Source organism: Planktosalinus lacus, assembly GCF_014640155.1.
Lineage (GTDB): Bacteria > Bacteroidota > Bacteroidia > Flavobacteriales > Flavobacteriaceae > Planktosalinus > Planktosalinus lacus.
The window spans coordinates 32,238-58,003 of sequence record NZ_BMGK01000009.1 but is presented as its reverse complement, the minus strand read 5'-3'; the positions used below and the strand labels follow the sequence as shown (position 1 = coordinate 58,003).

General features: G+C 36.3%; 23 protein-coding genes. 14 read left to right on the top strand and 9 right to left on the bottom strand.

Going from position 1 to position 25,766, the window contains the following annotated elements; translation table 11 throughout:
- The first annotated feature begins 54 nt into the window (after positions 1–54).
- Genes IEV69_RS11130 through IEV69_RS11110 form a run of 5 tightly spaced genes read left to right on the top strand, consistent with a single transcriptional unit; the run spans position 55 to position 4,641 of the window.
- Positions 55–1,977: a BatA domain-containing protein gene (locus tag IEV69_RS11130; protein WP_188442466.1), complete on the top strand. Its 1,923-nt coding sequence runs from the start codon at positions 55–57 to the stop codon at positions 1,975–1,977.
- A complete protein-coding gene (locus IEV69_RS11125; protein WP_188442464.1) occupies positions 1,974–3,227 on the top strand; it encodes a dihydroorotase in 1,254 nt (417 codons plus the stop codon). Before IEV69_RS11130 ends, IEV69_RS11125 begins: the two co-directional genes overlap by 4 nt.
- A 7-nt stretch (positions 3,228–3,234) precedes the next feature.
- Positions 3,235–3,558, top strand: coding sequence for a hypothetical protein (locus tag IEV69_RS11120; RefSeq protein WP_188442463.1), 324 nt, complete (start codon positions 3,235–3,237; stop codon positions 3,556–3,558).
- A gap of 33 nt (positions 3,559–3,591) precedes the next feature.
- Entirely contained in the window at positions 3,592–3,921 is a 330-nt protein-coding gene (locus IEV69_RS11115) for a DUF4870 domain-containing protein (protein WP_188442462.1), read from the top strand.
- 60 nt (positions 3,922–3,981) lie between these two features.
- The gene (locus IEV69_RS11110) at positions 3,982–4,641 is read left to right on the top strand and encodes an alpha/beta hydrolase (protein WP_188442461.1); all 660 of its coding nucleotides are present in this window, start codon (positions 3,982–3,984) and stop codon (positions 4,639–4,641) included.
- A 19-nt stretch (positions 4,642–4,660) separates the two neighbouring features.
- Here IEV69_RS11110 and IEV69_RS11105 read toward each other — a convergent pair whose 3' ends face one another.
- Together IEV69_RS11105 and IEV69_RS11100 are read right to left on the bottom strand one after the other, a co-directional pair.
- On the bottom strand, positions 4,661–5,158 hold the full coding sequence (locus IEV69_RS11105; protein WP_188442460.1) for a hypothetical protein: 498 nt from the start codon (positions 5,156–5,158) through the stop codon (positions 4,661–4,663).
- Positions 5,159–5,167: 9 nt separating this feature from the next.
- Positions 5,168–5,944: an MBL fold metallo-hydrolase gene (locus tag IEV69_RS11100; RefSeq protein ID WP_188442459.1), complete on the bottom strand. Its 777-nt coding sequence runs from the start codon at positions 5,942–5,944 to the stop codon at positions 5,168–5,170.
- A gap of 92 nt (positions 5,945–6,036) precedes the next feature.
- Here IEV69_RS11100 and IEV69_RS11095 point away from each other — a divergent pair, with 92 nt between their 5' ends.
- On the top strand, positions 6,037–7,248 hold the full coding sequence (locus tag IEV69_RS11095; RefSeq protein WP_188442457.1) for a TonB-dependent receptor: 1,212 nt from the start codon (positions 6,037–6,039) through the stop codon (positions 7,246–7,248).
- An 11-nt stretch (positions 7,249–7,259) separates the two neighbouring features.
- On the opposite strand, the gene bcp is transcribed toward IEV69_RS11095, so the two are convergent.
- Positions 7,260–7,715 (bottom strand): thioredoxin-dependent thiol peroxidase, encoded by a 456-nt coding sequence (gene bcp, locus IEV69_RS11090; protein WP_188442455.1) that lies wholly within the window; start codon positions 7,713–7,715, stop codon positions 7,260–7,262.
- A gap of 98 nt (positions 7,716–7,813) precedes the next feature.
- Between bcp and IEV69_RS11085 the strand changes: the two genes are divergently transcribed.
- Entirely contained in the window at positions 7,814–8,473 is a 660-nt protein-coding gene (locus IEV69_RS11085) for an endonuclease III domain-containing protein (protein ID WP_188442454.1), read from the top strand.
- Between the two features lie 20 nt (positions 8,474–8,493).
- Here the strand turns inward: IEV69_RS11085 and IEV69_RS11080 are convergent, their stop codons facing one another.
- Together IEV69_RS11080 and IEV69_RS11075 are read right to left on the bottom strand one after the other, a co-directional pair.
- The gene (locus IEV69_RS11080; RefSeq protein WP_188442452.1) at positions 8,494–8,640 is read right to left on the bottom strand and encodes a hypothetical protein; all 147 of its coding nucleotides are present in this window, start codon (positions 8,638–8,640) and stop codon (positions 8,494–8,496) included.
- A gap of 60 nt (positions 8,641–8,700) precedes the next feature.
- A complete protein-coding gene (locus IEV69_RS11075) occupies positions 8,701–9,282 on the bottom strand; it encodes an RNA polymerase sigma factor (protein ID WP_188442450.1) in 582 nt (193 codons plus the stop codon).
- Between the two features lie 301 nt (positions 9,283–9,583).
- Between IEV69_RS11075 and uvrA the strand changes: the two genes are divergently transcribed.
- On the top strand, positions 9,584–12,361 hold the full coding sequence (gene uvrA / locus IEV69_RS11070) for an excinuclease ABC subunit UvrA (protein ID WP_373283671.1): 2,778 nt from the start codon (positions 9,584–9,586) through the stop codon (positions 12,359–12,361).
- Positions 12,362–12,496: 135 nt separating this feature from the next.
- On the opposite strand, the gene IEV69_RS11065 is transcribed toward uvrA, so the two are convergent.
- The 4 genes from IEV69_RS11065 to IEV69_RS11050 form a co-directional block, all read right to left on the bottom strand.
- Positions 12,497–14,056: an NAD(P)H-hydrate dehydratase gene (locus IEV69_RS11065; RefSeq protein WP_188442446.1), complete on the bottom strand. Its 1,560-nt coding sequence runs from the start codon at positions 14,054–14,056 to the stop codon at positions 12,497–12,499.
- A 110-nt stretch (positions 14,057–14,166) separates the two neighbouring features.
- Positions 14,167–15,426, bottom strand: coding sequence for a cysteate-C-fatty acyltransferase (capB, locus tag IEV69_RS11060; RefSeq protein ID WP_188442445.1), 1,260 nt, complete (start codon positions 15,424–15,426; stop codon positions 14,167–14,169).
- Positions 15,427–15,565: 139 nt separating this feature from the next.
- Positions 15,566–16,606: a cysteate synthase gene (gene capA / locus IEV69_RS11055; protein ID WP_188442443.1), complete on the bottom strand. Its 1,041-nt coding sequence runs from the start codon at positions 16,604–16,606 to the stop codon at positions 15,566–15,568.
- Between the two features lie 188 nt (positions 16,607–16,794).
- The gene (locus IEV69_RS11050; RefSeq protein WP_188442440.1) at positions 16,795–18,930 is read right to left on the bottom strand and encodes a S9 family peptidase; all 2,136 of its coding nucleotides are present in this window, start codon (positions 18,928–18,930) and stop codon (positions 16,795–16,797) included.
- Between the two features lie 70 nt (positions 18,931–19,000).
- On the opposite strand from IEV69_RS11050, the gene IEV69_RS11045 reads away from it, so the two are divergent.
- The 6 genes from IEV69_RS11045 (at position 19,001) to IEV69_RS11020 (ending at position 25,711) form a co-directional block, all read left to right on the top strand.
- Positions 19,001–19,327: a YbaB/EbfC family nucleoid-associated protein gene (locus IEV69_RS11045; RefSeq protein WP_188442438.1), complete on the top strand. Its 327-nt coding sequence runs from the start codon at positions 19,001–19,003 to the stop codon at positions 19,325–19,327.
- A gap of 5 nt (positions 19,328–19,332) precedes the next feature.
- The gene (locus IEV69_RS11040; RefSeq protein ID WP_188442436.1) at positions 19,333–19,920 is read left to right on the top strand and encodes a Maf family nucleotide pyrophosphatase; all 588 of its coding nucleotides are present in this window, start codon (positions 19,333–19,335) and stop codon (positions 19,918–19,920) included.
- Positions 19,921–19,955: 35 nt separating this feature from the next.
- Entirely contained in the window at positions 19,956–20,852 is an 897-nt protein-coding gene (locus IEV69_RS11035) for a septum formation inhibitor Maf (protein WP_188442434.1), read from the top strand.
- Positions 20,849–21,412 carry a mechanosensitive ion channel family protein gene (locus IEV69_RS11030; protein WP_188442432.1) on the top strand — a complete coding sequence of 188 codons (564 nt, stop codon included), beginning with the start codon at positions 20,849–20,851 and terminating at the stop codon, positions 21,410–21,412. The genes IEV69_RS11035 and IEV69_RS11030 overlap by 4 nt, the downstream gene beginning before the upstream one ends.
- 10 nt (positions 21,413–21,422) lie before the next feature.
- The gene (locus IEV69_RS11025; protein WP_188442430.1) at positions 21,423–23,912 is read left to right on the top strand and encodes a PIG-L family deacetylase; all 2,490 of its coding nucleotides are present in this window, start codon (positions 21,423–21,425) and stop codon (positions 23,910–23,912) included.
- Between the two features lie 104 nt (positions 23,913–24,016).
- Entirely contained in the window at positions 24,017–25,711 is a 1,695-nt protein-coding gene (locus IEV69_RS11020; protein ID WP_188442428.1) for a sodium:solute symporter family protein, read from the top strand.
- The last annotated feature ends 55 nt before the right edge of the window (positions 25,712–25,766 follow it).

Here is a 25,766-nt window from a genome sequence, read left to right as displayed (position 1 = left end):
CTCAATTTTTATCTTTGAAAACGCTCAACGGCTCATAAAAATCTTTTGTCTGGAATGCAATTTAAAAATCCTGAATTACTTTATGCCCTCTTATTACTTGTAATTCCTATCATTGTTCATCTTTTCCAACTTAGAAAATTCAGAAAAACACCATTTACAAATCTGAAGTTTTTAAAAGCAGTATCTATTCAAACAAGAAAAAGTTCCAAAATCAAGAAATGGCTAGTTTTATTTTCACGGCTGTTAGCACTAGCCTGTATCATTTTAGCATTTGCACAACCTTATTTTACAACCAAAGAAAATTTCAAATCTGAAACCGAAACCGTTCTCTATATTGATAACTCACTAAGTTTACAAGCTAAAGGTTCACAGGGTGAATTGCTTAAAATGGTTGCCCAACAATTGTATAAAAACCAAAACCTACCAGATGAAATAAGTTGGTTTAGTAACAATAACAGTAGCATAAAATCAAAAAGTGAAGAGTTAAAAAGTACTATTTTAGAAATCGACTACAGTCCAAATACATTGTCTTATAGTGAAGCACTATTAAAAGCACAATCACTTTTTTCAAACAACCAAAACTCTCAAAAAAACCTGATTTGGATTTCTGATTTTCAGGGACAACAAAACTTCCCTGAAAATAATCCCGAAAACATAAATATTACAACAGTTCAGCTAACCCCTTCAAACACTAACAACCTTTCCGTTGACAGCGTGTATGTTTCTGCAATCAACTCGACAACTCTTGAACTTACAGTTTCTTTGTCAAATTTTGGAGAACCGGTCGAAAATGTACCGATTGCTCTTTTTGAAAATGAAGAACTAATTGCACGAACCTCAGTTGAGCTCAAAAAAAATCAGTCAGAAACGGCTACATTTGAAATAGAAGACATCAATTTTAACGGAAGAATTGACATTACAGACCAGTCGGTTTTATTTGACAACCAACTTTTTTTCAACATCAACAAAAAGAACAACATCAAAGTTCTTTCAATTAATCAGGAAAATGACGCTTTTTTAAATAAAATTTATACTTCAGACGAGTTTGACTTTCAATCTCAAAATATTAATTCACTTGATTTCAATGCCATTCAAGAGCAAAACACTATTATTTTAAATGGTTTGAGTGAATTGAATCCACCGCTGCAAAATGCCTTGCTTTCTTTCTCTGAAAATGGAGGTACATTAGTGATTATTCCAGCTTTAGAAATTGATAAATCTTCTTACAACCAATTTCTAAACTCCTTGAATATTGGTGCAATTAATACTGATATAACAAATAAAAAACAAATAACCACTATCCACTTTTCACATCCAATTTATCAAAATGTGTTTGAAAATAGTGTGACAAACTTTCAATATCCACAAGTCGAAAACAGCATTTCCATTTTGCAAAGACATACTCCGGTGCTTACTTTTGAAGATAACAATGATTTTTTAATGCAAAAGGTAAACACCTTCTTGTTTACGGCCTCATTACAATCTGAAAATTCAAATTTCACAAATTCACCATTAGTGGTTCCCACATTTTATCGCATTGCAAAACAAAGCTTGCCATTGCCTAATTTATATTATAGCATAGGTAAATTCAATGAATTTGCCGTTGCTGCCTCACTGCCTCAAGACCATATTCTCAATATTAAAAATAAAACAACCAATTTCATTCCCCTACAGCAAAACACGTCAAATAAAGTTTTAATTACCACTACAGACCAACCAGAAATAGCGGGTATTTATGGGGTTTTTGACAAAGACAGTTTATTGCAAAATGTTAGTTATAATTACTCCCGAGAAGAAAGTAAATTAAATTATATGAATGCCGAAAACTGGACAAACACAGCAACATCAAATTCAATTGAAGCCGCTTTTGAAAAATTAGCTGCCAGTGATAATATCAGTGAATATTGGAAATGGTTTGTTATTTTTGCTTTGTTCTTTTTTATTGTTGAATTGATTCTTCTAAAAGTTTTAAAATGAACATCCTTCTAAAATCAGTTACAATAGTAGATAAAACCAGTAAACATCACCTCAAAAAACGTGATGTTCTTATCACAAATGGAGTTTTTGAAAAAATTGCACCAAACATTAAAAACCCAGACTCCAGAAAAGAACTAAAAATAAAAGGATTGCACATCTCACAAGGATGGTTTGACAGCAGTGTGAGCTTTGGAGAGCCCGGTTTTGAAGAAAGAGAAACCATCGAAAACGGATTGAAAACTGCAGCAAAAAGTGGTTTTACTGCAGTGGCTGTAAACGCAAATACAAACCCGGTCACCGATAGTAAATCTGATATTTTATACATCACTTCAAAAGCAACCAATCATCCGGTTTCTTTATACCCTATTGGGGCACTTACACACCAGGGCAATGGCGAAGACCTGGCTGAACTTTATGATATGAAAAATGCCGGAGCCATTGCATTTTACGATTATCAAAATCCGGTCAAAAATCCTAATCTGCTTAAAATTGCCCTTCAATACACTCAAAGTTTTGATGGACTCGTCATCGCTTACTGTAACGAAAATCAATTGTCTAACAATGGCGTGGTAAATGAGGAAGTAAGCAGCACTAAATTAGGACTTAAAGGCATTCCGGCTTTAGCTGAAGAACTACATATCAATAGAAACCTGTTTTTGCTGGAATATGCAGGTGGTAAATTACACATCCCTACTGTTTCAACAAAAAAGAGTGTCGAGCTCATCAAAGCTGCAAAAGAAAAAGGACTCAACGTGAGTTGTAGTGTATCTATCAACAATCTCATGCTCAATGATAATGCATTGATTCACTTCAACACCAATTTAAAACTCAAACCACCACTGAGAACTGATATTGATAAATCTGCACTCATCAACGCACTCAAAGAAGGGATTATTGACGGAATAACTTCAGACCACAACCCTATTGACATTGAGCACAAAAAGGTAGAGTTTGATAATGCCCTTTTCGGTAGTATTGGACTAGAAAGTTGTTTTGGAGCTTTAAATACAATCTTTTCCATTGAGGATAGTATTCAGTTTTTAACTGGCTTAAAACCAATTTTTGGAATCGAAAACACACCGATTTCTGAAGGAGAAAAAGCAAACATCAGTCTTTTTAACCCTCAAGAAGATTGGGTTTTTCAAGAAAAGGATATTGTTTCAAGTTCAAAAAATTCAGCCCTGCTAGGACAATATCTTAAAGGAAAAGCAGTGGGTATTTACGCCAACAAGAAATTAATATTAAATTAGATTTAATATGGAAGCACTTTCATCTAAGGAAAAAAACTATGCCATTATAAATTATATCACGTTTATTGGCATGATTGTAGCTTATTTTTTCAATAAAGATTTACGCTCAGACTATGTCACTTATCATATCAAGGTTATGTTTGGATTGGTCGTTATGCTTTTTATTTCGCAAGTTTCTCATCAATACATTAATATAATATTGGGGGATATTATCTGGTTAATTTCTTTTGTTTTGTGGATAATTTCATTTGTATATGCTTTTCAAGGAAAACGTCCGGTAATTCCTTATTTAAGTGAAAACTTTCAAAAGTGGTTTACCTTTTTAGATTAATTCATTAATTTTAAATTCAAACAATTAAAAATTATGGAAAATACAACAGATACTGATGGAAAAACAATCGGAATAATAGCTTACATCACACTTATTGGTTGGGTAGTTGCAATTTTAATGAATTCTAATAAAAAAAATGACTACGCTTCTTTTCACATTCGGCAAATGTTGGGACTCATTTTACTTTCAATATTAGTTTCTGTTCTTTCAATGTATGTTAACTTAGGAGTGTTTGGAACGATTTTAAGTGTTTTGATTCTTGTTTTATGGATAATTGGCTTTGTTGGGGCTATTCAGGGTGAAAGAAAACTAGTCCCTATAATAGGAGAAAATTTTCAAGAATGGTTCAAAGGAATCAAGTAAAGTTTTTAAAGAATTAAATTATATACCGGAAAAAAATAGGCGGTATTTTTATTGAATTGTATGACTACACAAAACCTATCTCTATACCATCTTACAAGACCTTCAAAAAAATCTGATAAAAAAGCACCCTTGCTTATTATGTTGCACGGCTATGGCAGTGATGAGAATGATTTATTTTCTTTTGCCTCAGAATTGCCGGAGGAATTATTTATTATTTCTGCAAGGGCACCATTTAAGATGGAACCATTTGGAAACGCCTGGTATACCATACATTGGGATACTACTTCAGGAAAATTTAGTGATACAGAACAAGCTTCAAAATCTAGGGATCTTATTGCTAATTTTATTGACGAGGCAGTTGAAACGTATGATGTTGACCCCGCGAATGTAACCTTACTGGGCTTTAGTCAGGGCACTATTTTAAGTTATGCTGTGGCACTCAATTATCCTGAGAAGTTAAAAAACATCATTGCACTCAGCGGCTATATCAATGAAGATCTTTTACCTGAAAATATCATTGATAAAGACTTTACAAACCTTGATTTTTACTGTTCACACGGAAGTGCAGATCAGGTTATCCCTGTAGAATGGGCACGTAAAGTAAAACCTTTTTTAGATGCTCATAAAATATCAAATACTTACAGCGAATTCCCGGTGGGTCACGGTGTGGCACCACAAAACTTTTTTGAGTTTAAAAAATGGTTGAAAAATCGTTTATGAATAAATTTATTATGTATAGTTATCCTGGCGGATACATCAATGAAGCAATTGTTTTTAAGGTAAGGTCTTGATTTTCATCTAAATTATATTCTAGGATTAATTCACCCCAGTTTCTGCCATCGGTAAAATCGACAATAATCCATCGATGGTTTAAAAACCTCACTTTATTGATTTTCATAACCCCTTCAGTTCCAACATAAGGCACAAGCGGATTATCATCGCTTCCCTCATTCTGAGCATACAAATGCTGAGTTACCAACTCTTCCATAAAGCCGGCTTCCAGTCCGAAATTTTCAAAGTAGGTCATAGCGTTATCATTCCCTAAAAGAGTAAAATAATTTAAATCAAAATTTACATTTTTTATAGAATCCAGTTTGCTTTCCAAGGCTACTGATTTTTCAGTTAAATATTCTATTTTTGATTCCTGGTCTTCATAAATTCGTTTCTGATTCATGTACATATAAAGTAACATCAGGACAGAAAAGATAAATAAGTATAAAATAATCTTGTTTTTCATTTTCAATAGTTAAATTGTTATTTGAAGTCCGTCATAAGCGAGAAAAACATTTTTAGGCAAGGATTTCTGAACTTCTTCGTGAAAACCCATTAAATGGCTTATATGTGTTAAATAAGCTCGATCTGGAGCAATGGTTTTAATTAAGTCAAGTGCTTCTTCCAGGTTAAAATGAGAATAATGGGCTTCCTGCCTCAATGCATTTAATACTAAAACTTTTGTTCCTTTTATTTTTGCAAGCTCTTCTTTTGTAATTGTTTTAGCATCAGTAATATAAGTAAAGTCTTCAATACGAAATCCAAGAACAGGCATACGGTTATGCATTACCTCTATTGGAATCACAAGTTTATCAGAAATTTTAAAGGGTGTTGATTTATCAATTTCAATTTCCTTTAAAGTGGGTGCTCCTGGATATTTGTTTTCTGTGACAAAAATATAATCAAAGCGATTTTTTAAAGAATCAAACACTCGCTTGTGTGCAAATGCCCTAATATCTCCCTGTCTAAAAAAGTAGGGTCTAATATCATCCAAACCGGCTATGTGATCATTATGCTCGTGAGTGAATAAAATTCCATCAAGCTTTGTACACTTTGCTTCTAACATTTGAGCTCTAAAGTCAGGGCCGGTATCGATAACATAATTAAATTGACCCCACGATATCAATACCGATACTCGCAAGCGTTTATCTTTTGGGTCTTCACTTTTACATACTGGATGTTCACTTCCAATCACAGGAATTCCTTGGGATGTTCCGGTACCTAAAAAAGTTACGGTAAGTGGTTTTGACATAGCCACAAAATTAAATATATTTTTTTGTTTAACACTTGTATTTATAAGCTATTTACTACCTTTGTAGTATATAATTTTTCATTTTTTTAGCTATGCCGGAGACATTAAAAGGAGACAAAGAATTTGAACATATTCCCTCCATTAAAGATAAAACTTTAAGAATAAATCTTAACGAAAATATATATGGAACCTTTGCTGAAATAGGTGCCGGGCAGGAAACAGTTAGAAATTTCTTCAGAGCCGGCGGCGCTTCCGGAACTATAGCAAAAGCAATGTCTGCCTATGATAAAGACTTTAGTGATTCCATTTATGGCATTGAAGAAGATGGCCGTTATGTGACAGAACCTCGTTTAAAAAGGATGCTGAAACACGAAATGAAGCTAATGGAAGAACGCATTTCAAGAGAAAAACATCCCAATAAAATATTTTTTGCTTATGCCAATACAGTTGCAACTATCGATTTTGCAAAAAAATTTAAAGGCCATGGCTGGGTTGGTATTCGTTTTCAGGTAGACCCTAATGAAGACTATAATGAAATAATCCTTCATATTCGTTTTAAAGAAAATGATGCCAAACTGCAGCAACTCACATTGGGTGTATTAGGAGTGAATTTGATTTACGGCGCTTTCTATAAATATGATCAACCCAGAAAACTCTTACGTTACTTATATGATCATATCGATAAAGATCAAATCGAAATTGATATGATAAACTTTTCCGGGCCACAATTTGAAACCGTTGACAACCGATTGATGAGTTTACAACTTATTAAAAACGGGATGACCGAAGCGGTTATGTTTGGTCCAGATGGAAACAACATACTACCCGCAGCTATTTTATACAAAAAAAACATACTCACTTTAAGAGGAAGTTTTAGACCAGTAACTAAAGTAAACATCGATATGTTTGAACGTTCTTATGAAATGTTCATCAATGAAAATAAAGTAGAAAAAGATAATACCATTCCAATTTTTGAAATTACACTTTCAAACCTTAGAGCTGAAGGAGAAATAGATGAAGAAGATTTTATGGATCGTGCAAGATTACTCTGTAACCTTGGTCATACTGTGCTCATTTCAAACTTCCAGGAATATTATAAGNATAAGTTTTTTAAATACAATGGAAAAGTGGTTGACATTACAGATTATAACCCTAAAATATTACAAATCTTTTCAAGGGAAGTCTTGCAAAAAATCGCAAACAATGAAGAAGGTTGGGAATCTACCTTACCTAATGGTGTAGCAAATATTATTAAGGATAAACACCTATTTAGCTATCGCATTACAGAAAAAGCCTCAAATTAATGAGGCTTTTTTTAACTTTCTAAAATTTGAGCTGCGTGTTCTTTGGTTTTGACTTTATCAATTACCCGATCTACTTTGCCCTTTTCATTAATAATGAATGTCATTCTGTGAATGCCATCATATTCTTTCCCCATAAATTTTTTGGGGCCCCAAACACCAAAAGTATCAATGACACTTTTCTCTTCATCAGCCAATAAAGGAAAAGGAAAGTCATATTTTTCTTTGAAGTTCTTTTGCCGTTTTTCACTGTCTGCACTTACTCCTAAAAGTTCATACCCTTTGTTTTGCAATTCTTGATAATGATCTCTTAAATCACAAGCCTCTGCAGTACAGCCCGGAGTGCTGGCCTTGGGGTAGAAAAATACAACCAACTTTTTTCCTTTATAATCATTAAGTGAAATAGTATTTCCATCTTGATCAGTGGCTTTAAAATTGGGAACCACATCCCCTTTTTGTAGTGTCTTCATTTCATAGCAATTTTAATGTTAGTATTTGAAAAACCAATGCCTTTAAACTTGTTTGAACAAAGGTTTCTTTTAAATTTACATTCTTAAATATACATAAAATGAATAAGCAAGAAAAGGTAAATTTTGTTATTGAAACGTTAAATGAACTCTATACCGAAATCCCCATCCCGCTTGATCATAAAGACCCATATACCCTTTTGATTGCTGTTTTGCTTTCTGCTCAAAGTACAGACGTGAGAGTCAATCAAATAACACCCATACTTTTTGAAGTTGCTGACAACCCCTATGACATGATTAAACTCTCTGAAGAAGAAATCAGAGAAATTATTAAACCTGTTGGACTGTCTCCTATGAAAGCAAAAGGAATTTACCACCTCTCACATATTTTAATTGACAAACATAACGGTCGGGTTCCTGCTGACTTTGAATCACTCGAAGAATTGCCAGCTGTTGGGCATAAAACAGCGAGTGTGGTGATGGCCCAAGCATTTAACATTCCAGCATTTCCGGTGGATACTCACATTCACAGGTTGATGTATCGCTGGGGATTTTCAAATGGTAAAAATGTGGTTCAAACTGAAAAAGACGCCAAGCGTTTGTTTCCAAAAGATTTATGGAACAAACTGCACCTTCAGATAATATGGTATGGAAGGCAATATTCACCAGCTAGAGGCTGGGACCTAGAAAAAGACATCATCACTAGAACAATTGGAAGAAAATCAGTGATTAAAGAGTATTACAAAAAAAAGTCCCGTTAGCTACGGGACTTTTCCAAAGTTTAGTTTAGAAGTGCTTCAAACTTCCATTTATAACAATCTATAACACTTAAAGCCTGCGAATAATCAAGAAGAAACCTGATGGTTTCATCTTTTGGGGTTAAATTACTCACCATATCAGGTGAGGTTTTTGAGTAAGTTTTTTCCATAAAAAATCCATTTTGTTGTTAGTGTCTAAAATCTAACGAGCCAAAAAAGATTTTATTGTATCAATTTACCAAAACAATATTATGCTTATCAATTACTTTACGTAAATTAATCAGTGCATAACGCATTCTTCCCAGAGCGGTATTAATACTAACCCCTGTTTGCTCTGAAATTTCTTTAAAACTCATATCCTTATACAAACGCATTATCAGCACCTCTTTTTGGTCATCTGGAAGCTCCTGAATCAGTCGTCTTAAATCATCTTCAACCTGTCCTTTAATAATCTTTTTCTCTGCATTCAAATCATCATCACTCAATACAGAAAAAATATTGAAGTCGCCATTATTTTCAAATTTTGGCATTCGGTTGTTTTTTCGGAAATGATCGATGACTAAATTGTGAGAAATGCGCATTACCCAAGGTAAGAATTTACCTTCTTCATTGTATGCTCCTCTTTTTAGGGTTTTGATAACTTTGATGAATGTATCCTGAAAAATATCTTCAGTAACATCTCTATCAGTCACTTTAGAGTATATAAAACTATAAACACGTTGTTTATGTCTTTCAATAAGTTCTCCAAGGGCTTTTTCATTGCCATTTATATATGCGTTTACCAAAAACGCATCAGATGAAGTAGTTTTCATATCATTACAGTTTTAAAAAGGCGAAATTCCATAAGGAATCTCTGAAATGGTTATTTTAAAAAGTAATGGTATGCAATAGGCAATGGTTTATTTAGTTTGTTATCTTGACGTAAATATAACAACAATTATTTTTCTTATCCAAATTAAGTTAATTTTTTTAACATTTTATTTTTATCCGAACACCATATATTTATCTGATTTTGTGATATTTACAATAGATAATTATAAAGCATATTTCTTCTTTTAGATTTAAAAACAGGCTTTAAAAATGTATCTTTGTAAGCAAAAAACTGCAATTACCTTGAAGATAGAAGATGTAAATCCCAAACACAACATTATTATTAAAGGAGCAAAACTCCACAATCTTAAAAATATAGATGTTGTCATACCCAGAAATAAATTGGTTGTCATTACAGGACTCTCCGGTTCAGGTAAATCAAGCCTCGCCTTTGACACCCTTTATGCAGAAGGTCAACGGCGCTATGTAGAAAGCCTCTCTTCATATGCAAGGCAGTTTTTAGGCCGACTCAACAAACCTAAAGTCGATTCAATAAAAGGAATTGCCCCTGCCATTGCGATCGAGCAAAAGGTAAATACCACAAACCCACGCTCAACTGTGGGTACCTCTACTGAAATTTACGATTATTTGAAACTATTGTTTGCCCGAATTGGAAAAACCTACTCTCCAATATCTGGAAATCAGGTTAAAAAAGATACAGTAACTGATGTACTTAACTACATCAAATCCCTCGAGGAAGACCAAAAGTTACACTTGCTGGCGCCTGTAATTTTGGAAGAAGGCCGAACTCTTGAAAACAAAATTAAAGCTTTGGCACAACAAGGCTACGCAAGGATTAAAGTTGGAAAAGAAGTCATTCGGATTGATGATATTGATTTCAAAACCACAAAGAAAAAGGTTTTTATTGTTATTGACCGTATCATAACAAAGAATGAAGAAGACTTTTACAACAGGCTTGCAGATGCTGTTGAAATTGCCTTTTTTGAGGGTAAAGGCACCTTGTTCATAGAACATCTTGAAAATAATAATATCAAAGAATTTAACAACAGGTTTGAACTTGATGGAATGGCCTTTTTGGAACCCAACGCACACCTTTTTAGCTTCAACAACCCTTATGGCGCCTGCCCTGTTTGTGAAGGCTATGGTGATGTAATTGGTATCGATGAAGAATTGGTGATTCCAAATACCGCACTCTCTGTGTATGAAAATGCTGTGTATCCCTGGCGTGGAGAAAGTATGAGTTGGTACAGAGACCAGTTGGTCAATAATGCCTACAAATTTGATTTCCCCATCCATCGCCCCTGGTTTGAACTCACAGATGAAGAAAAACAGCTTGTGTGGGACGGAAACAAATATTTTGAAGGACTGCACTCATTTTTTAAATTTCTGGAAGAAAAAAGCTATAAAATTCAAAACAGAGTGATGCTTTCGCGTTACCGCGGCAAAACAAAATGCTCCAATTGCAAAGGCAAGCGTCTGAGACCGGAAGTATCCTATGTTAAAGTCAACGACAAATCCATCACTGATTTGGTGGAAATCTCTATCGAAAAGCTTCAGGAGTTTTTTAGTTTAATCCAACTGGATGAACATGATGCACAAGTGGCGAAACGGCTTTTAACAGAAATCAACAACCGCCTGCAGTTTTTAAATAACGTGGGACTTTCATACCTCACACTCAACAGAAAGTCCAACACTCTTTCAGGAGGTGAATCGCAGCGCATCAACCTTGCAACCTCTCTAGGCAGTAGTCTTGTAGGGTCTATGTACATACTTGATGAACCCAGCATTGGCTTACACCCTAAAGATACTGAACAACTCATTGGTGTGTTGAAATCACTTCGTGATCTGGGCAATACAGTGATCGTCGTAGAGCACGATGAAGACATCATGAAAGCCGCCGATGAAATCATTGACATTGGTCCTGAAGCCGGAACTTTTGGCGGTGAAGTGGTAGCAACCGGAAACTATAACAAGATTCTTAAAAGCAACTCCTTAACTGCAAAATACCTCAATCACACCTTAACGATTGAAATTCCAAAAAAACGAAGAACTTCTAAATACCAAATCAACATAAAAGGTGCCCGACATCACAACCTTAAAAACATTGATGTTAGTTTTCCTTTAGCATCTTTTGTAGCAGTAAGTGGTGTTTCAGGGAGTGGTAAAAGCACCCTCGTTAAAAAAATACTGTATCCGGCTTTGCAACGCCATTTAACAGGCGTGGGTGATAAACCCGGTCAATACAGCTCAATGGATGGTGATTTTGGAAGTCTAAAACATGTAGAGTTTATCGATCAAAACCCCATTGGCCGCTCCAGTCGCTCCAATCCGGTGACCTATATCAAAGCCTATGATGATATTCGAAGCCTTTTTTCCTCACAAAAATTATCCAAGATTCGCAACTTTCAACCAAAACACTTTTCCTTTAATGTGGATGGAGGTCGCTGTGAAGTATGTAAAGGAGAAGGCGAAGTGACAATCGAAATGCAGTTTATGGCCGATGTGCATTTAGAATGTGAAGCTTGCAATGGCAAACGATTTAAAAAAGAGGTGCTCGAAGTTCAGTTTAAGGGAAAAAATATTGACGACATTTTAACGATGACCATCGATGAGGCCATCAGTTTCTTTCAACTGCACGATGAAAAGAAAGTATATTCCAAATTAAAACCTTTACAGGACGTTGGTCTGGGCTATGTGCAATTAGGTCAAAGTTCCTCGACCCTCTCAGGTGGTGAAGCACAACGCATCAAGCTGGCCTCATTTCTAGTGAAAGGTGAAACCAAGGATAAGGTCCTTTTCATTTTTGACGAACCCACAACGGGACTCCATTTTCACGATATTAAAAAATTGCTCAAATCTTTTGATGCGCTCATTGAAAAAGGTCACTCAGTAATTGTAGTTGAGCACAATATCGATCTGATTAAGTGTGCAGATTATGTAATTGATTTAGGTCCCAATGGTGGAGAAAAAGGAGGCGAATTAATTACTTCAGGCACCCCTGAAGTTGTGGCTAAAAACACTCATTCATTTACAGGCGGCTACTTAAAAGAGAAGTTATAAATATAAAAACATCACAATAAGTACCCGTGATATCAAATAGATTAACCAAGATAATTAATAAAACCAAGAAGAATCAATTCAATCGATAACATTTTTTTTAACCCTACCGGATTAAATTTTCAATAAGATACTAAATCAATTAGAATTTTTCCGGTTGTTACCAGCTGTTTCTTGTGGTACGTTGTCAGAACGAAATAGATGGATAAAGCCATCACCCAAAAAGTCAATAAGATCACCTGCTATCAATGAATTATAGCCTGTTTGCTGTGCTGCAAGGTCTCCGGTACTTCCGTGCAAATAAACCCCAAAAACTGCTGCAGTTAAAACATCGTAGCCTTGCACAATCAATCCGGTAATTATCCCAGTAAGTACATCTCCACTGCCTGCTGTGGCCATTCCAGGGTTTCCTGTCGAATTGATGTAATATTGATCATGATATACCGTGATAGTGTAGGCTCCTTTTATAACCACAACTCCATCAATAGATTTTGAAAGTGATACTGTTTTTTTAAGCTTGTCAAAATCGTTTTTCCATTTCCCCACTAGTCGTTCCAACTCACCCGGGTGTGGCGTTAACACGCAGTTTTTGGGAAGTAATTTAAGTAGTTCTTTGTCTTGAGCTAAAAGGTTGAGGGCGTCAGCATCCAAAACTAATTGAGTTTTGTTTGTTTCTAAAAACTTTTTAAACCCCTTCATTGTTTTCACATCAGTCCCTAAACCTACTCCAATGGCAATGGCTTCATATTCGTTTGAAACAGAAAAATCAACTAAATGTTTACTTTCTTGCGCTGCAATCACCATCGCTTCAGGCACTGCAGTTTGTAGAATTGTATATCCACTTTCTGGAATATAGGTTGTTGTTTTACCTGCTCCTGCCCTTAAACACGCTTTAACAGCCAGAGTAACAGCTCCCATTTTACCATAGCTGCCACCAACAATAAGTGCGTGACCAAACGTGCCTTTATGCGAAAATTTATCACGGGGCTGATACATTTTCTGAACATCCGGTTTGGTAATAAGTTTGGCTTTTGTGGGTGTTTCTGCCAAATAGTTTCCGTCCAAACCAATGTTCAGTACTTGAATACTGTTTGAAAAACGGGCAGTTTCTGGCAAAAAAAACGGAAGTTTTGGCGCCTGAAAAGTCAAAGTTACTGAGGCTTCAATTACCGCCTCCAAATCTGGAGTCGCGCTATCAACAAACATTCCGCTGGGAACATCGATGGCTATGGTGAATGTCTTTGATTGATTGATATGAATGACCAATTGTTTTACCCATTGATCAAGGGGTCTGTTCAAGCCAATACCAAATATAGCGTCCACAACAAGAGCATTGGCAGGTATATCGGGGAAATCATCTACAGACTTTAACAGTTTTGGCCACTCTTTAGATGTATTTTTATAACGGTCATAATTGATTAAAAAACATTTTGAACGATTCTCGCTGTAATTGACCACAAAACTATGTACGTCATATTTTTTATTGAGCAACAATCGACCCAGCGCGAGTCCGTCACCCCCATTGTTACCAATTCCACAAAAGATATAAATGGGTACTTGCTGACCTTTCAACTGTGCATCTATCCACTCAAAAGCCTGACCGGCGGCTCGCTCCATTAAATCAATGGAGGTAATCCCTTCATTTTTCTCTGTGGCTTGATCAGCTTCTTTTAATTGTTTTGCTGAAAATAGTTTCATATATGATAGAACCAAATGTTGAATCTTAAAGGTACTAATTTTTAAGGGCCAAAAAAAAATCAGAGTATTTTTTACTCTGATCTTTCTTTTAACTTATAAAAATTAAGTTTTTATTCCTTCATCGCCTCATTCACTGCTGCAGAAAGCCGTTTATAGGTTCCGTTTTGTAATCGATCTCTAATCGCTGAAAAGGCATCAAGAGTTTCCTGGATATCTTCCATTGTATGAGAAGCAGTTGGTATCATGCGTAATAGTATTAATCCTTTTGGAATGACAGGATATACTACTATTGAACAGAATATTTTATAGTTTTCTCGTAAATCTTTCACAAGCGCCATTGCTTCAGGAATACTTCCTTGTAAATATACCGGAGTCACACAGCTTTGCGTGGTTCCGATGTCAAACCCTCTTTTTCGTAATCCTCCTTGCAATGCATTGACATTATCCCATAGTTTTTGTTTTAACTCGGGCATTGTACGTAACATATCCAGTCGTTTCAACGCTCCTTCAACCAACACCATTTGCAAAGATTTTGCAAACATTTGTGAACGTAGGTTGTATTTCAAATAGTTAATAATTTCTTCATCGGCAGCAATAAAGGCTCCTGTACTTGCCATCGACTTGGCAAACGTGGCAAAATAAACATCTATACCGTCCTGCACACCCTGCTCCTCACCTGCTCCGGCACCGGTTTTACCAAGTGTTCCAAAACCATGTGCATCATCAACAAAAAAACGAAAGTTATATTTTTCTTTTAAAGCTACTATTTCTCTCAGTTTACCTTGTTCACCACGCATCCCAAAAACCCCTTCAGAAATCAAAAGGATTCCTCCGCCTGTTTTCTCAGCAACTTTGGTTGCACGTTGCAGGTTTTTTTCGATGCTTTCCATATCGTTGTGCTTGTAAGTAAAGCGCTGTCCTAAATGAAGACGTACACCGTCAATAATACAAGCGTGGGCATCTACGTCATATACAATGACATCATCTTTTGAGACAAGGGCATCAATGGTTGACACCATGCCCTGATAACCAAAGTTCAAGAGGTAAGCGGCTTCTTTTTTAACAAAAGCAGCCAGTTCATTTTGTAGTTTTTCGTGTAAATCTGTATGGCCACTCATCATCCGGGCACCCATAGGATAGGCCGAACCCCACTTTGCAGCGGCTTCAGCATCTACTTTTCTAATTTCGGGGTGGTTAGCAAGACCGAGGTAATCATTGATACTCCAGGTAATGACTTCTTCACCTTTAAACTTCATTTTGTTTGAAATAGGCCCTTCTAGTTTTGGGAATACAAAATAGCCTTCTGCTTGTTCAGCCCATTTTCCTAAAGGCCCTTTGTCTTTGTAGATTTTATCGAATAAATCTCTCATATAGTGGTAGTGAATTTATAGCGCAAAAATAATTAAATTAATTGGCTTTACAATTTTTAGTCAAACCATTCATTGATTGGAAATAAAAAAACCATCACAATTTACGTGATGGTTTTCAATTAAAAAAATTGTTTTTAGCTTATTTGATATATTCAATTGTTTCCTTGGCCTCAATATTCTGACTGTCAAAAAACCCTTGTTCATTCATCCAGTCGTCACTGAACACTTTACTCATATAGCGTGAGCCGTGATCAGGAAAAATGATTACAACTTTACTGTTTTCATCAAACTCTCCGTCTTCAGCAAGTTGTTTAACACCCTGCATAGCCGCACCACTGGTGTAACCTACAAACAAACCTTCTGATCTGGCAAGTTCTCGGGCAGTATGGGCACTTGATTCGTCAGTAACCTTTACAAACTTATCAATTACATCAAAATCAGTAGCTGTTGGAATCAGGTTTTTCCCAAGACCTTCAATGCGGTATGGATAAATTTCTTCAGCATCAAACTCTCTGGTTTCGTGATATTTTTGAAGTACAGAGCCATAAGCATCAATACCAATAATTTTGATGTCAGCATTTTTGGTTTTTAAAAACCTTGCTGCTCCAGAAATGGTTCCTCCGGTACCGCTACAAGCAATCAGGTGTGTAATTTGTCCTCCGGTTTGTTCCCAGATTTCTGGACCGGTGGTTTTGAAATGCGCATCAATATTGAGTTCGTTAAAGTATTGATTGATATAAACCGAACCTTTAATCTCTTCGTGTAAACGTTTTGCTACCTGATAATAAGAACGGGAATCGTCTGCTGAAACATTTGCGGGACACACATACACTTTTGCTCCCATGGATTTTAACATGTCAATTTTGTCTTTGGAAGACTTTGAACTTACTGCCAAAATACACTCATAGCCCTTAATTACACTTACCATAGCTATACTGAAACCGGTATTACCACTGGTAGTCTCAATAATAGTATCTCCGGGCTTTAAAATACCTTTTCTTTCAGCTTCTTCAATAATATAAAGTGCAATTCTGTCTTTTGTGGAGTGTCCGGGATTGAAAGCTTCAACTTTTGCAAGAAACTCTCCCTTCAGAGGTTTTGTAATGTTGTTTAAACGAATCAACGGTGTATTGCCGATAAGCTCTAAAACACTACTGTAGGCTTTTATCTCTTGTTTCATCTATTAAAAATTATAAAGCCACTGATTATGCATAAAAAATGCATACAGACAATGGCTTTTTTTTATTAAATGCACATTTTGTGCTTTCATAAATCAGTGTTTGATTAAGAAACAAATGGGGCTAATAAATTTTAAAAAGAACCCCATTACTATTGCAAAACTCTGCAAATTTAAGTTTTTTTTTTGAATTACTCTGAAATTCCCTCCAGGTCCAATAAAAACGCATAGTCCATAGCGACTTCCTTAAGTGCTTCAAACCTGCCTGAAGCACCCCCATGTCCAGCATCCATATTGGTTTTAAACAAGAGAATATTACTGTCTGTTTTCATCTCTCTTAATTTGGCAACCCATTTTGCCGGCTCCCAGTATTGCACTTGTGAATCGTGAAGCCCTGTGGTCACCAATGTATTGGGATAAGCTTTCGCTTCCACATTGTCATACGGTGAATAGGATTTCATATATAAATATGATTCTTCTTCATTGGGGTTCCCCCATTCGTCATATTCCCCGGTGGTTAAAGGTATAGAATCGTCTAGCATAGTGGTTACAACGTCCACAAAAGGAACCGCAGCAACCACTCCATTATATAGTTCAGGAGCCATATTCATAACAGCACCCACGAGCAAACCTCCTGCTGATCCTCCCATAGCATATAAGTGCTCTGAGGAGGTATAGCCTTCTTCAATAAGATGTTTTGAAACATCAATAAAATCGGTGAATGTATTTTTCTTCTTTAATAGTTTTCCGTCTTCATACCATTGTCTTCCCAAATATTCTCCACCCCTTATATGTGCAATGGCAAAAATAAAACCTCTGTCAAGCAAACTCAATCGAGTGGTTGAAAAATAAGGGTCAATCGTTGAGCCATAAGAGCCATAGCCGTATTGCAATAATGGATTACTACCGTCTTTTTGGATTCCTTTTCTATAAACTATGGATACCGGTATCTTAGTACCATCGGCTGCAGTTGCCCAAATACGTTCAGACTCATAATTATCTTTATTAAACTCGCCTCCCAATACTTCCTGCTCTTTCATAATGGTTTCCTCTTTGGTTTCCATATTAAAATCAATTACTGCAGCGGGTTGCGTCAGTCCATTGTAGCCATACCGCAGGATATTTGTGTTAAACTCGAGGTTTTGAGTGGTATATGCAGTATAAGTTTCGTTGTCGAAAGGCAAATAATAAGCATCACTACCATCCCAGCGTTGAATGTGAATTTTGTTCAAGCCGTTATTTCGCTCACTTACTACCAAATAATCTTTAAAGATTTCAAAGTCTTCCAGCAATACATCTGATCTGTGAGGAATTACTTCTTCCCAGTTATCAGAACCTGTTGCCGAAACAGCCGTTTTCATCAATTTAAAGTTACTGGCATCGTCCTTATTGGTTAAAATATAAAAGTGATCCTCAAAATGAGCAATGTTGTATTCTACACCTCGATCCCGAGGGCTAAATATTTCAAATTCTGCAGTGGGGGTATTGGCATTTACCGTGCGATATTCGGTGGTGAGTGTGCTGGCTGAGCCAATCACTATAAAGCGATCTGATTTTGTTTTATATACAAAACTTCTGAAGGTTTCGTCTTCTTCGTGAAAGACAAGGACATCTTTTTCCGGATTGGACCCAAACGTATGTCTATAAATTTTATCAGAACGTAAGGTCTGTGGGTCTTTTCGGGTATAGAAAAGTGTTTCATTATCATTTGCCCAGGTGGAACCTCCTGTAGTGAGTTCTATTTTTTGTGGGTAAATCTCACCGGTTTCCAGATTTTTAATCTGAATGGTATAATTTCTTCTACTAACTGTGTCTATGGCAAAAGCTGCCAGTTTATTATCAGGACTTACATTGATGCCGGCCAAATGAAAATATGAATGACCTTTAGCCATTTCATTTCCGTCAAACATAATTTCTTCTTCGGCATCCAACGAACCTTTTTTACGTGTGAATATAGGATAGTCTTTTCCCGTTTCATAGCGTGTAATGTAATAATAACCATTGTAAAGATAAGGCACAGAGGAGTCATCTTCTTTAATCCTTGCCTTCATTTCTTCAAAAAGATCATTTTGAAAATCTTTGGTGTGCGCGGTCATTTTTTCGTAATAATCATTTTCGCGCTCCAGGTAATCGATTACTTCAGGGTTTTCTCTGTCATTCATCCAGTAGTAATCGTCAATTCTAACGTCTCCGTGGATTTCTAGATGCTTTTCAATTTTTTGAGCGGTTGGGGGAGTAGGATTCATTTGTTCGTCTTGCGGTTTTTCTTTTTTACACGAGGTGGCAAAAATAACACATAACAAACAAAGGGAAGAGTAAAATTTCATGAGTTTTTAGTTAGTTAGTAACAAGCGAATTTAATAATTTTGTGCTTTACTTTTTAAAAAAATATAAATTATGTTTGGAGACCTAATGGGAATGATGGGTAAATTGAAAGATACCCAAAAGAAAGTTGAAGAAACCAAAAAACGTTTAGACACGGTATTGGTAGACGAAAAAAGCAATGATGGTCTGCTTCAGGTGACCCTGACTGCCAATCGCAAAATAAAAAACATTCAAATAGACGAACGTCTTTTAAACGATAAAGAACAACTGGAAGACTACCTTGTGCTGACTCTCAACAAAGCAATTGCTAAAGCGACATCTGTTCACGAAGCCGAAATCGCTGCAGTAGCCAAAGATGGCATGCCCAATATTCCCGGAATGGAGGGAATGTTTAAATAGTCTGTATGTTAAAGTCACAACTTTCAAAATACAACATCATACTCGCTTCGGGTTCACCGCGGCGACAACAGTTTTTCAAAGAATTGGACATTCCATTTACAACTCAGGTTAAACCGGTTGAAGAAGTGTTTCCGGAGCATTTAAAAGAAAAAGAAATTGCTGAATATCTCGCAGTATTAAAAGCATCAGTTTTCAATGAGCTCAAAAAGAATGACATCCTGATAACCGGTGACACCATCGTTCTCAGAGAGGGAATTTGCCTTGGCAAACCTAAAGATGAAAATGAGGCCACTGATATGCTCCGTTCTCTTTCAGGCACACACCACGATGTGATTACTTCTGTTTGTTTTACAACATCCAAAACCCAACTTGTAATGAGTGACCTAACCAAAGTGTATTTTAAAAAACTTAGTGACGCAGAAATTAAATTTTATATTCAAAACTATCAACCATTTGATAAAGCCGGCGGCTATGGAATTCAGGAATGGATTGGAGCTGTTGGTGTCACAAAAATTGAAGGGTCATACAACACCGTGATGGGACTTCCCACACACCTTGTTTATAAAACGTTAATAGAATTTGCTACTCAGTGAAATAATAGTATTTTTAGCTAAATTTTTTTTGAGTTATGACAATTCGTTACAAGGCACTCATTGCAATTACGGCTATTATTATCTCTGCTTGCCAAAATACAAAAAACCCATCACCTGCTCAGGAAGAGCTTTCTACAAGAACTTTAACCGAAGAATTTAAAGCCTATTGGTACAACGGTCAAGCCGAAATAACCTCTTACAACCTCGAGCAGGAACGTTATGGTGAAATTAGAGAAGCCGAAGCAGTGCTGATTTTTGTTACCGAAGATTTTCTTCCTGAGATTCAGGTAAAAGCTGATCACTCGTCTGACACCAACCAAAGTGTATTGAAACTTAATAAAACAAAAAAGTTCTTCACAGGTATCTACCCCTATTCTATAATGACAAGTGTTTTCTATCCTTTACAGGAAAAAAATCACGCGTTGAAGGTTTCCACTTCTGTTCAGGAATGGTGTGGTCAGGTTTATGCACAACTCAACAATCGCAAGAGTTTTGAAATTAAATCACATTCCTATTTTGAAAGCGAAGCAGATCAGGTTTTTGACTTTCAAAAAACACATCTGGAAGACGAACTTTGGACACAATTGAGAGTCAACCCAGCAGAATTGCCATCCGGCGAAATTCAAATGATACCCTCGTTTGAGTTTATCAGATTAAGGCATCAAGAATTAAAACCCTATAAAGCTATTGCAACCACTGAAACCATCGATGCCTTGCATGTTTTTAGAGTTGAGTTTCCTGAATTAAACCGGTCGCTCAGTATTTGGTTTGAACCCGCCTTTCCATATAAAATTTTAAAATGGGAGGAGCAAATTGGTGAACTCAGAACTAAAGCCACCTATAAAAAGCAATTGAAAACCAACTATTGGTCAAAAAACAAAAACCAAGATAGTCATTTAAGAGACTCATTACAACTAAAAAACAGCCTATGACATTTGAACAACTGTTGCCCAATATCATATATTCGGCAATAAGTATTTTTATCATTATATTATTAAGGGGTTTGGTCATACGTTTGATAAAACGCTATGCTAAAATCCATGAAAAAATGCAACAACGCACCAAGTTGATTATTAAGCATTTTGACTTTGCTTTTGTGTTTATATTTATCTTTTGGAATATCCTGATTTGGGGGGTAAAGTTTAGTGATGTAGGACTGGTGTTTTCATCTATGTTTGCAGTTATTGGAGTAGCACTCTTTGCTCAATGGTCAATTCTTAGCAATGTAACAAGTGGAATTATTATGTTTTTCACTTTTTCTTATAAAATTGGCGATAAGATTAAGATTCACGATAAAGACTTTATTGCGGAAGCACTTTTTATTGAAGACATCAAAGCCTTTCACATTATTTTAAAAAGTGATTCTGGTGAGATACATTCTTATCCTAACAATCTAATATTACAAAAAGGTATTTCTATGGTTTCGACTTCTGATTCTGAAGAAATTACCCGTGATAAAGACGACAAAAACCTTACACAAACCCACGATTAAAAACGGCATTATGAGCAAATTTCTTTCTGTTTTCCTTTTATTCTTCATCAGTCTATCAACACTTCAAGCTCAACAGCCTAAAAAACCCACCGCATCAGAAATTTACGAATCAATCAAAAAATTAAACTTTCTAGGTTCAGTACTATATGTAGCAGCACATCCCGACGATGAAAATACACGGCTTATTTCACATTTAGCCAATGATGTAAAAGCCCGCACAGCCTATATTTCTATCACAAGAGGTGATGGTGGACAAAATTTGATTGGGAAGGAATTAGGTCCTTTACTAGGTGTAATCAGAACCAACGAACTTCAGGAAGCAAGAAAAATTGATGGAGGAGAACAATTTTTTACCAGAGCCATTGATTTTGGGTATTCAAAAAATCCAGATGAAACCTTTTCAATTTGGCAAAAAAATCAGGTGCTGAGTGATTTAGTATTCACAATCAGAAAGTTTAAACCCGATGTGATTATAAACCGGTTCAACCACCGCACACCGGGCACCACACACGGTCATCACACTGCATCAGCAATACTAAGCCTGGAAGCTTTTGAAATGGCCTCAAATATAAATTCATTCCCACAGCAATTAAACAAGCTTGAACCCTGGCAACCCACACGACTTTTTTTTAATACCTCTTGGTGGTTTTACGGAAGTCAGGAAAAATTTGAAAAAGCTGATAAATCAAATCTCATATCCTTAAACACCGGACAGTTTTTTCCATCACTTGGATTATCAAATGGAGAAATTGCAGCATTGAGCCGAAGCCAACATCAATCACAAGGCTTTGGAAACACAGGTTCACGAGGTGACCAGACAGAATATCTCGAAATAATTAAAGGCAACTTACCAAAAGACCCTGACAATCTTTTTGACGGAATTAACACCAATTGGACGCGCATAGAAGGCGGAAAAGAAATTGGTGAAATTCTTCACAAGGTAGAACGTGATTTTAACTTCAAAAAACCCGCTGCTAGCATTCCTCAGTTAATTGTTGCCTATAAATTACTCAAAAGCCGAACAGACTACTGGGGTATTCAGAAAACAAAAGAAATTAAAAATATTATAGCAGCTTGTAGCGGTCTCTTTTTAGAAGCCGTGACCGAAAGTCAATATACAGCTCCAAACTCCACAATTTCAATTAATGTGGAAGCTATCAACAGAGCACATGCTTCAATGAGCTTGAACAAAATTTCCTATGGTGACCACGCTCTATTGACAAACAATGAACCATTATTTAAAAACACACCATTTGAGAAAGAATATACAATTACAATCCCAAGTGATGCTGAATATTCCTCCCCTTATTGGCTAAAAGAAAAAAGTACTTTAGGTCTCTATGCCGTTTCAAATCTTGAAAAAATTGGCCTTCCTACTATCAATGAAAATCAACCACTCCAATTTAATCTAACCATTGAAGGGGAAGAATTCATAATTGAAAAACACTTGGTTTATAAATTTAATAGTCCCGTTACCGGTGAGGTGTACCAACCGTTTCAAATTTTACCTGAAATTACCGGAAAAATCAATCAAAAAGTATTCATATTTGAAGACAATGCGCCCAAAAACGTCACAGTCACAATAAAGGCCGGAAAAACTAAACTGTCAGGCACTGTTGCTCTGCAACATCCCGAAGGATGGCAGGTGAGTTCCCCTCAACCTTTTCAACTCGACCAAAAAGATCAGGAAAGAGAATTTACTTTTAAAGTTACTCCTCCCAAAAACCAGGATGAAAGCTCTATAAAATTAGCGATACAAGTAAATGACAACAACTACCATCTGGAAAAAATCACATTAGACTACAATCACATTCCCTATCAGCACATTTTGTTGCCGGCAGAAGCGAAAGTTGCCCGCATACCTATTGAAACCAAGGGTCAAAACATCGGTTATATAGCAGGAGCAGGTGATGAAATTCCTTCGGCTTTAAGCCAGATTGGCTATACCGTAAAGGACATTGATCTGGAAGCAATGACCCTCGAAAACCTCTTAGGATTTGATGCAATTGTAGTGGGAATCAGAGCTTACAACATTCACGAGTTGTTAAAGTTCAGACAAGAAACCTTATTTGAATATGTAAAAAAAGGAGGCAATTTAATTATGCAATACAATGTTTCCAGAGGCCTGGTGACTGACCAATTAGCCCCTTTTAAGCTTCAACTCGCGAGAGGTCGTGTCACTGATGAAAATGCACCTGTTCAATTCATCAACCCTATACATCCAGTTTTAAATACACCTAATAAATTATCAACTTCCGATTTTGAAGGTTGGGTTCAGGAGCGCGGTTTGTATTTTGCTGAAGATTGGTCCAAAGAGTTCACCCCTATTTTCAAAATGAGCGACCCAGGTGAAAAACCGTTGGAAGGGTCACTAATCATAGCCAAACACGGTAAAGGGAATATCATTTATTCCGGATTGAGTTTCTTTAGACAATTACCCGCCGGAGTATCAGGGGCCTACCGTTTGTTTGCAAATTTGTTATCTTTAGAAAATGAATAATTATCCTGAAAAATACATCTGGAAAAAATCATACACTTTAGTTTTGATTGCCAATGCCTTGTACATCTTTTTGTTTTATCTAATAATGACTAGCTTTAACTAATATGCAAGCAATTGACTGGATTGTTCTAATCGGTACTTTGGTGTTCATAGTAAGTTATGGCGTTTGGAAAACACGCGGTAGCAGAAATGTTCAGGATTTTCTAAAAGGTGGTAATACTTCAAACTGGTGGACCATCGGGCTTTCTGTGATGGCCACCCAGGCAAGCGCCATCACTTTCCTCTCCACTCCTGGACAGGCGTTTCATGACGGTATGGGCTTCGTTCAATTCTACTTTGGTTTGCCCATAGCTATGATCATTATTTGTATGGTCTTCATTCCGATCTATCATCGGTTAAATGTGTATACGGCTTATGAATTTCTCGAAAACCGATTCGATTTGAAAACGCGGTCATTAACCGCAATTTTATTTTTAACCCAACGAGGGCTTGCTGCAGGAATTACCATTTTTGCACCCGCTATCATTCTTTCTGCTGTTTTGGGTTGGAATTTAATATACCTGAATATCATCATTGGAGTATTGGTGATTATTTACACGGTTTCCGGTGGTACAAAAGCAGTTAGTATTACTCAAAAACAGCAAATGGCAGTAATTTTTGCAGGTATGTTTGCTGCATTTTTTATTATTCTAAGCTATTTGCCAGAAGACATCAACTTTACAAACGCCCTTCAAATTGCAGGTGCAGGTGGCAAAATGGAAATTATTGATTTTTCATTTAACATGGACAATCGATATACCTTTTGGAGTGGCATCATTGGCGGGACTTTTTTAGCCCTCTCTTATTTTGGGACAGACCAAAGTCAAGTACAACGTTACCTCGCCGGAAAATCGGTAAGGCAAAGTCAAATGGGACTCATTATGAACGGTATCCTAAAAGTTCCGATGCAGTTTTTTATACTGTTAGTGGGTGTAATGGTTTTTGTTTTTTATCAATTCAACCCCTCCCCGCTTAACTTCAATCCGGTGGCGACCGAAACAGTCTTAAACTCAGACTTCGCAGCTGAATACAAACAACTGGAAGAAGAGCAAAAAGCCAATTTTGAAGCGAAACAACAAGCAGTTTACAATTTCACAAATATTGAAAACAGTTCAGAAAAAGAGCTCTATCAACAGAATATTGTTCAATTAGATGCCGAAGAAAGGACTATTAGAAACAGAGCTAAAGAAATTATTTCAAAAGCAGACGGCTTAGTTGAAACCAACGATAAGGATTATGTGTTTATCCATTTTATTTTAAACAACCTTCCACGAGGCTTGATAGGCTTGTTGCTTGCGGTAATTTTAAGTGCGGCCATGTCATCAACCGCTTCTGAACTGAATGCGCTGGCCACCACCACAACAATGGATTTGTATAAAAGAAACAAAAAGGAGAACAAAAATGAAACTCATTTTTTGAATGCTTCAAAATGGTTTACGCTGCTATGGGGCGTAATTGCAATTGCAATTGCTTGTGTTGCCAATTTGTTTGATAACCTCATACAATTGGTCAATATCATAGGGTCTATTTTTTATGGGAATGTTTTAGGGATTTTTCTTTTAGCCTTTTTTATAAAATATGTCAAAGGAAATGCCGTCTTTATTGCCGCCCTCATCACTCAGGCCATAGTGATATGGGGTTGGTGGTTTGATTGGATGCCTTATCTTTGGTTGAACCTCTTTGGGTGTGTTTTAGTCATTTCAATCGCTCTAATTTTACAAACGACGGGCCTAAATAACAAAACAAACCCTCAAAAATAACAATTACTTTATACACTTTTTTTTAACAAATTCACGTTTACAATTTGTACTTTTG

Coding starts and splice junctions, on each gene's coding strand:
- IEV69_RS11050 (WP_188442440.1), bottom strand. CDS start 18,930: ATGAAATTTTACTCTTCCCTTTGTTTGTTATGTGTTATTTTTGCCACC.
- IEV69_RS11115 (WP_188442462.1), top strand. CDS start 3,592: ATGGAAAATACAACAGATACTGATGGAAAAACAATCGGAATAATAGCT.
- IEV69_RS11100 (WP_188442459.1), bottom strand. CDS start 5,944: ATGTCAAAACCACTTACCGTAACTTTTTTAGGTACCGGAACATCCCAA.
- IEV69_RS11025 (WP_188442430.1), top strand. CDS start 21,423: ATGAGCAAATTTCTTTCTGTTTTCCTTTTATTCTTCATCAGTCTATCA.
- IEV69_RS11085 (WP_188442454.1), top strand. CDS start 7,814: ATGAATAAGCAAGAAAAGGTAAATTTTGTTATTGAAACGTTAAATGAA.
- IEV69_RS11075 (WP_188442450.1), bottom strand. CDS start 9,282: ATGAAAACTACTTCATCTGATGCGTTTTTGGTAAACGCATATATAAAT.
- IEV69_RS11035 (WP_188442434.1), top strand. CDS start 19,956: ATGACAATTCGTTACAAGGCACTCATTGCAATTACGGCTATTATTATC.
- IEV69_RS11130 (WP_188442466.1), top strand. CDS start 55: ATGCAATTTAAAAATCCTGAATTACTTTATGCCCTCTTATTACTTGTA.
- IEV69_RS11120 (WP_188442463.1), top strand. CDS start 3,235: ATGGAAGCACTTTCATCTAAGGAAAAAAACTATGCCATTATAAATTAT.
- IEV69_RS11065 (WP_188442446.1), bottom strand. CDS start 14,056: ATGAAACTATTTTCAGCAAAACAATTAAAAGAAGCTGATCAAGCCACA.
- bcp (WP_188442455.1), bottom strand. CDS start 7,715: ATGAAGACACTACAAAAAGGGGATGTGGTTCCCAATTTTAAAGCCACT.
- IEV69_RS11080 (WP_188442452.1), bottom strand. CDS start 8,640: ATGGAAAAAACTTACTCAAAAACCTCACCTGATATGGTGAGTAATTTA.
- IEV69_RS11125 (WP_188442464.1), top strand. CDS start 1,974: ATGAACATCCTTCTAAAATCAGTTACAATAGTAGATAAAACCAGTAAA.
- capA (WP_188442443.1), bottom strand. CDS start 16,606: ATGAAACAAGAGATAAAAGCCTACAGTAGTGTTTTAGAGCTTATCGGC.
- IEV69_RS11030 (WP_188442432.1), top strand. CDS start 20,849: ATGACATTTGAACAACTGTTGCCCAATATCATATATTCGGCAATAAGT.
- IEV69_RS11020 (WP_188442428.1), top strand. CDS start 24,017: ATGCAAGCAATTGACTGGATTGTTCTAATCGGTACTTTGGTGTTCATA.
- IEV69_RS11110 (WP_188442461.1), top strand. CDS start 3,982: ATGACTACACAAAACCTATCTCTATACCATCTTACAAGACCTTCAAAA.
- IEV69_RS11045 (WP_188442438.1), top strand. CDS start 19,001: ATGTTTGGAGACCTAATGGGAATGATGGGTAAATTGAAAGATACCCAA.
- IEV69_RS11105 (WP_188442460.1), bottom strand. CDS start 5,158: ATGAAAAACAAGATTATTTTATACTTATTTATCTTTTCTGTCCTGATG.
- IEV69_RS11040 (WP_188442436.1), top strand. CDS start 19,333: ATGTTAAAGTCACAACTTTCAAAATACAACATCATACTCGCTTCGGGT.
- capB (WP_188442445.1), bottom strand. CDS start 15,426: ATGAGAGATTTATTCGATAAAATCTACAAAGACAAAGGGCCTTTAGGA.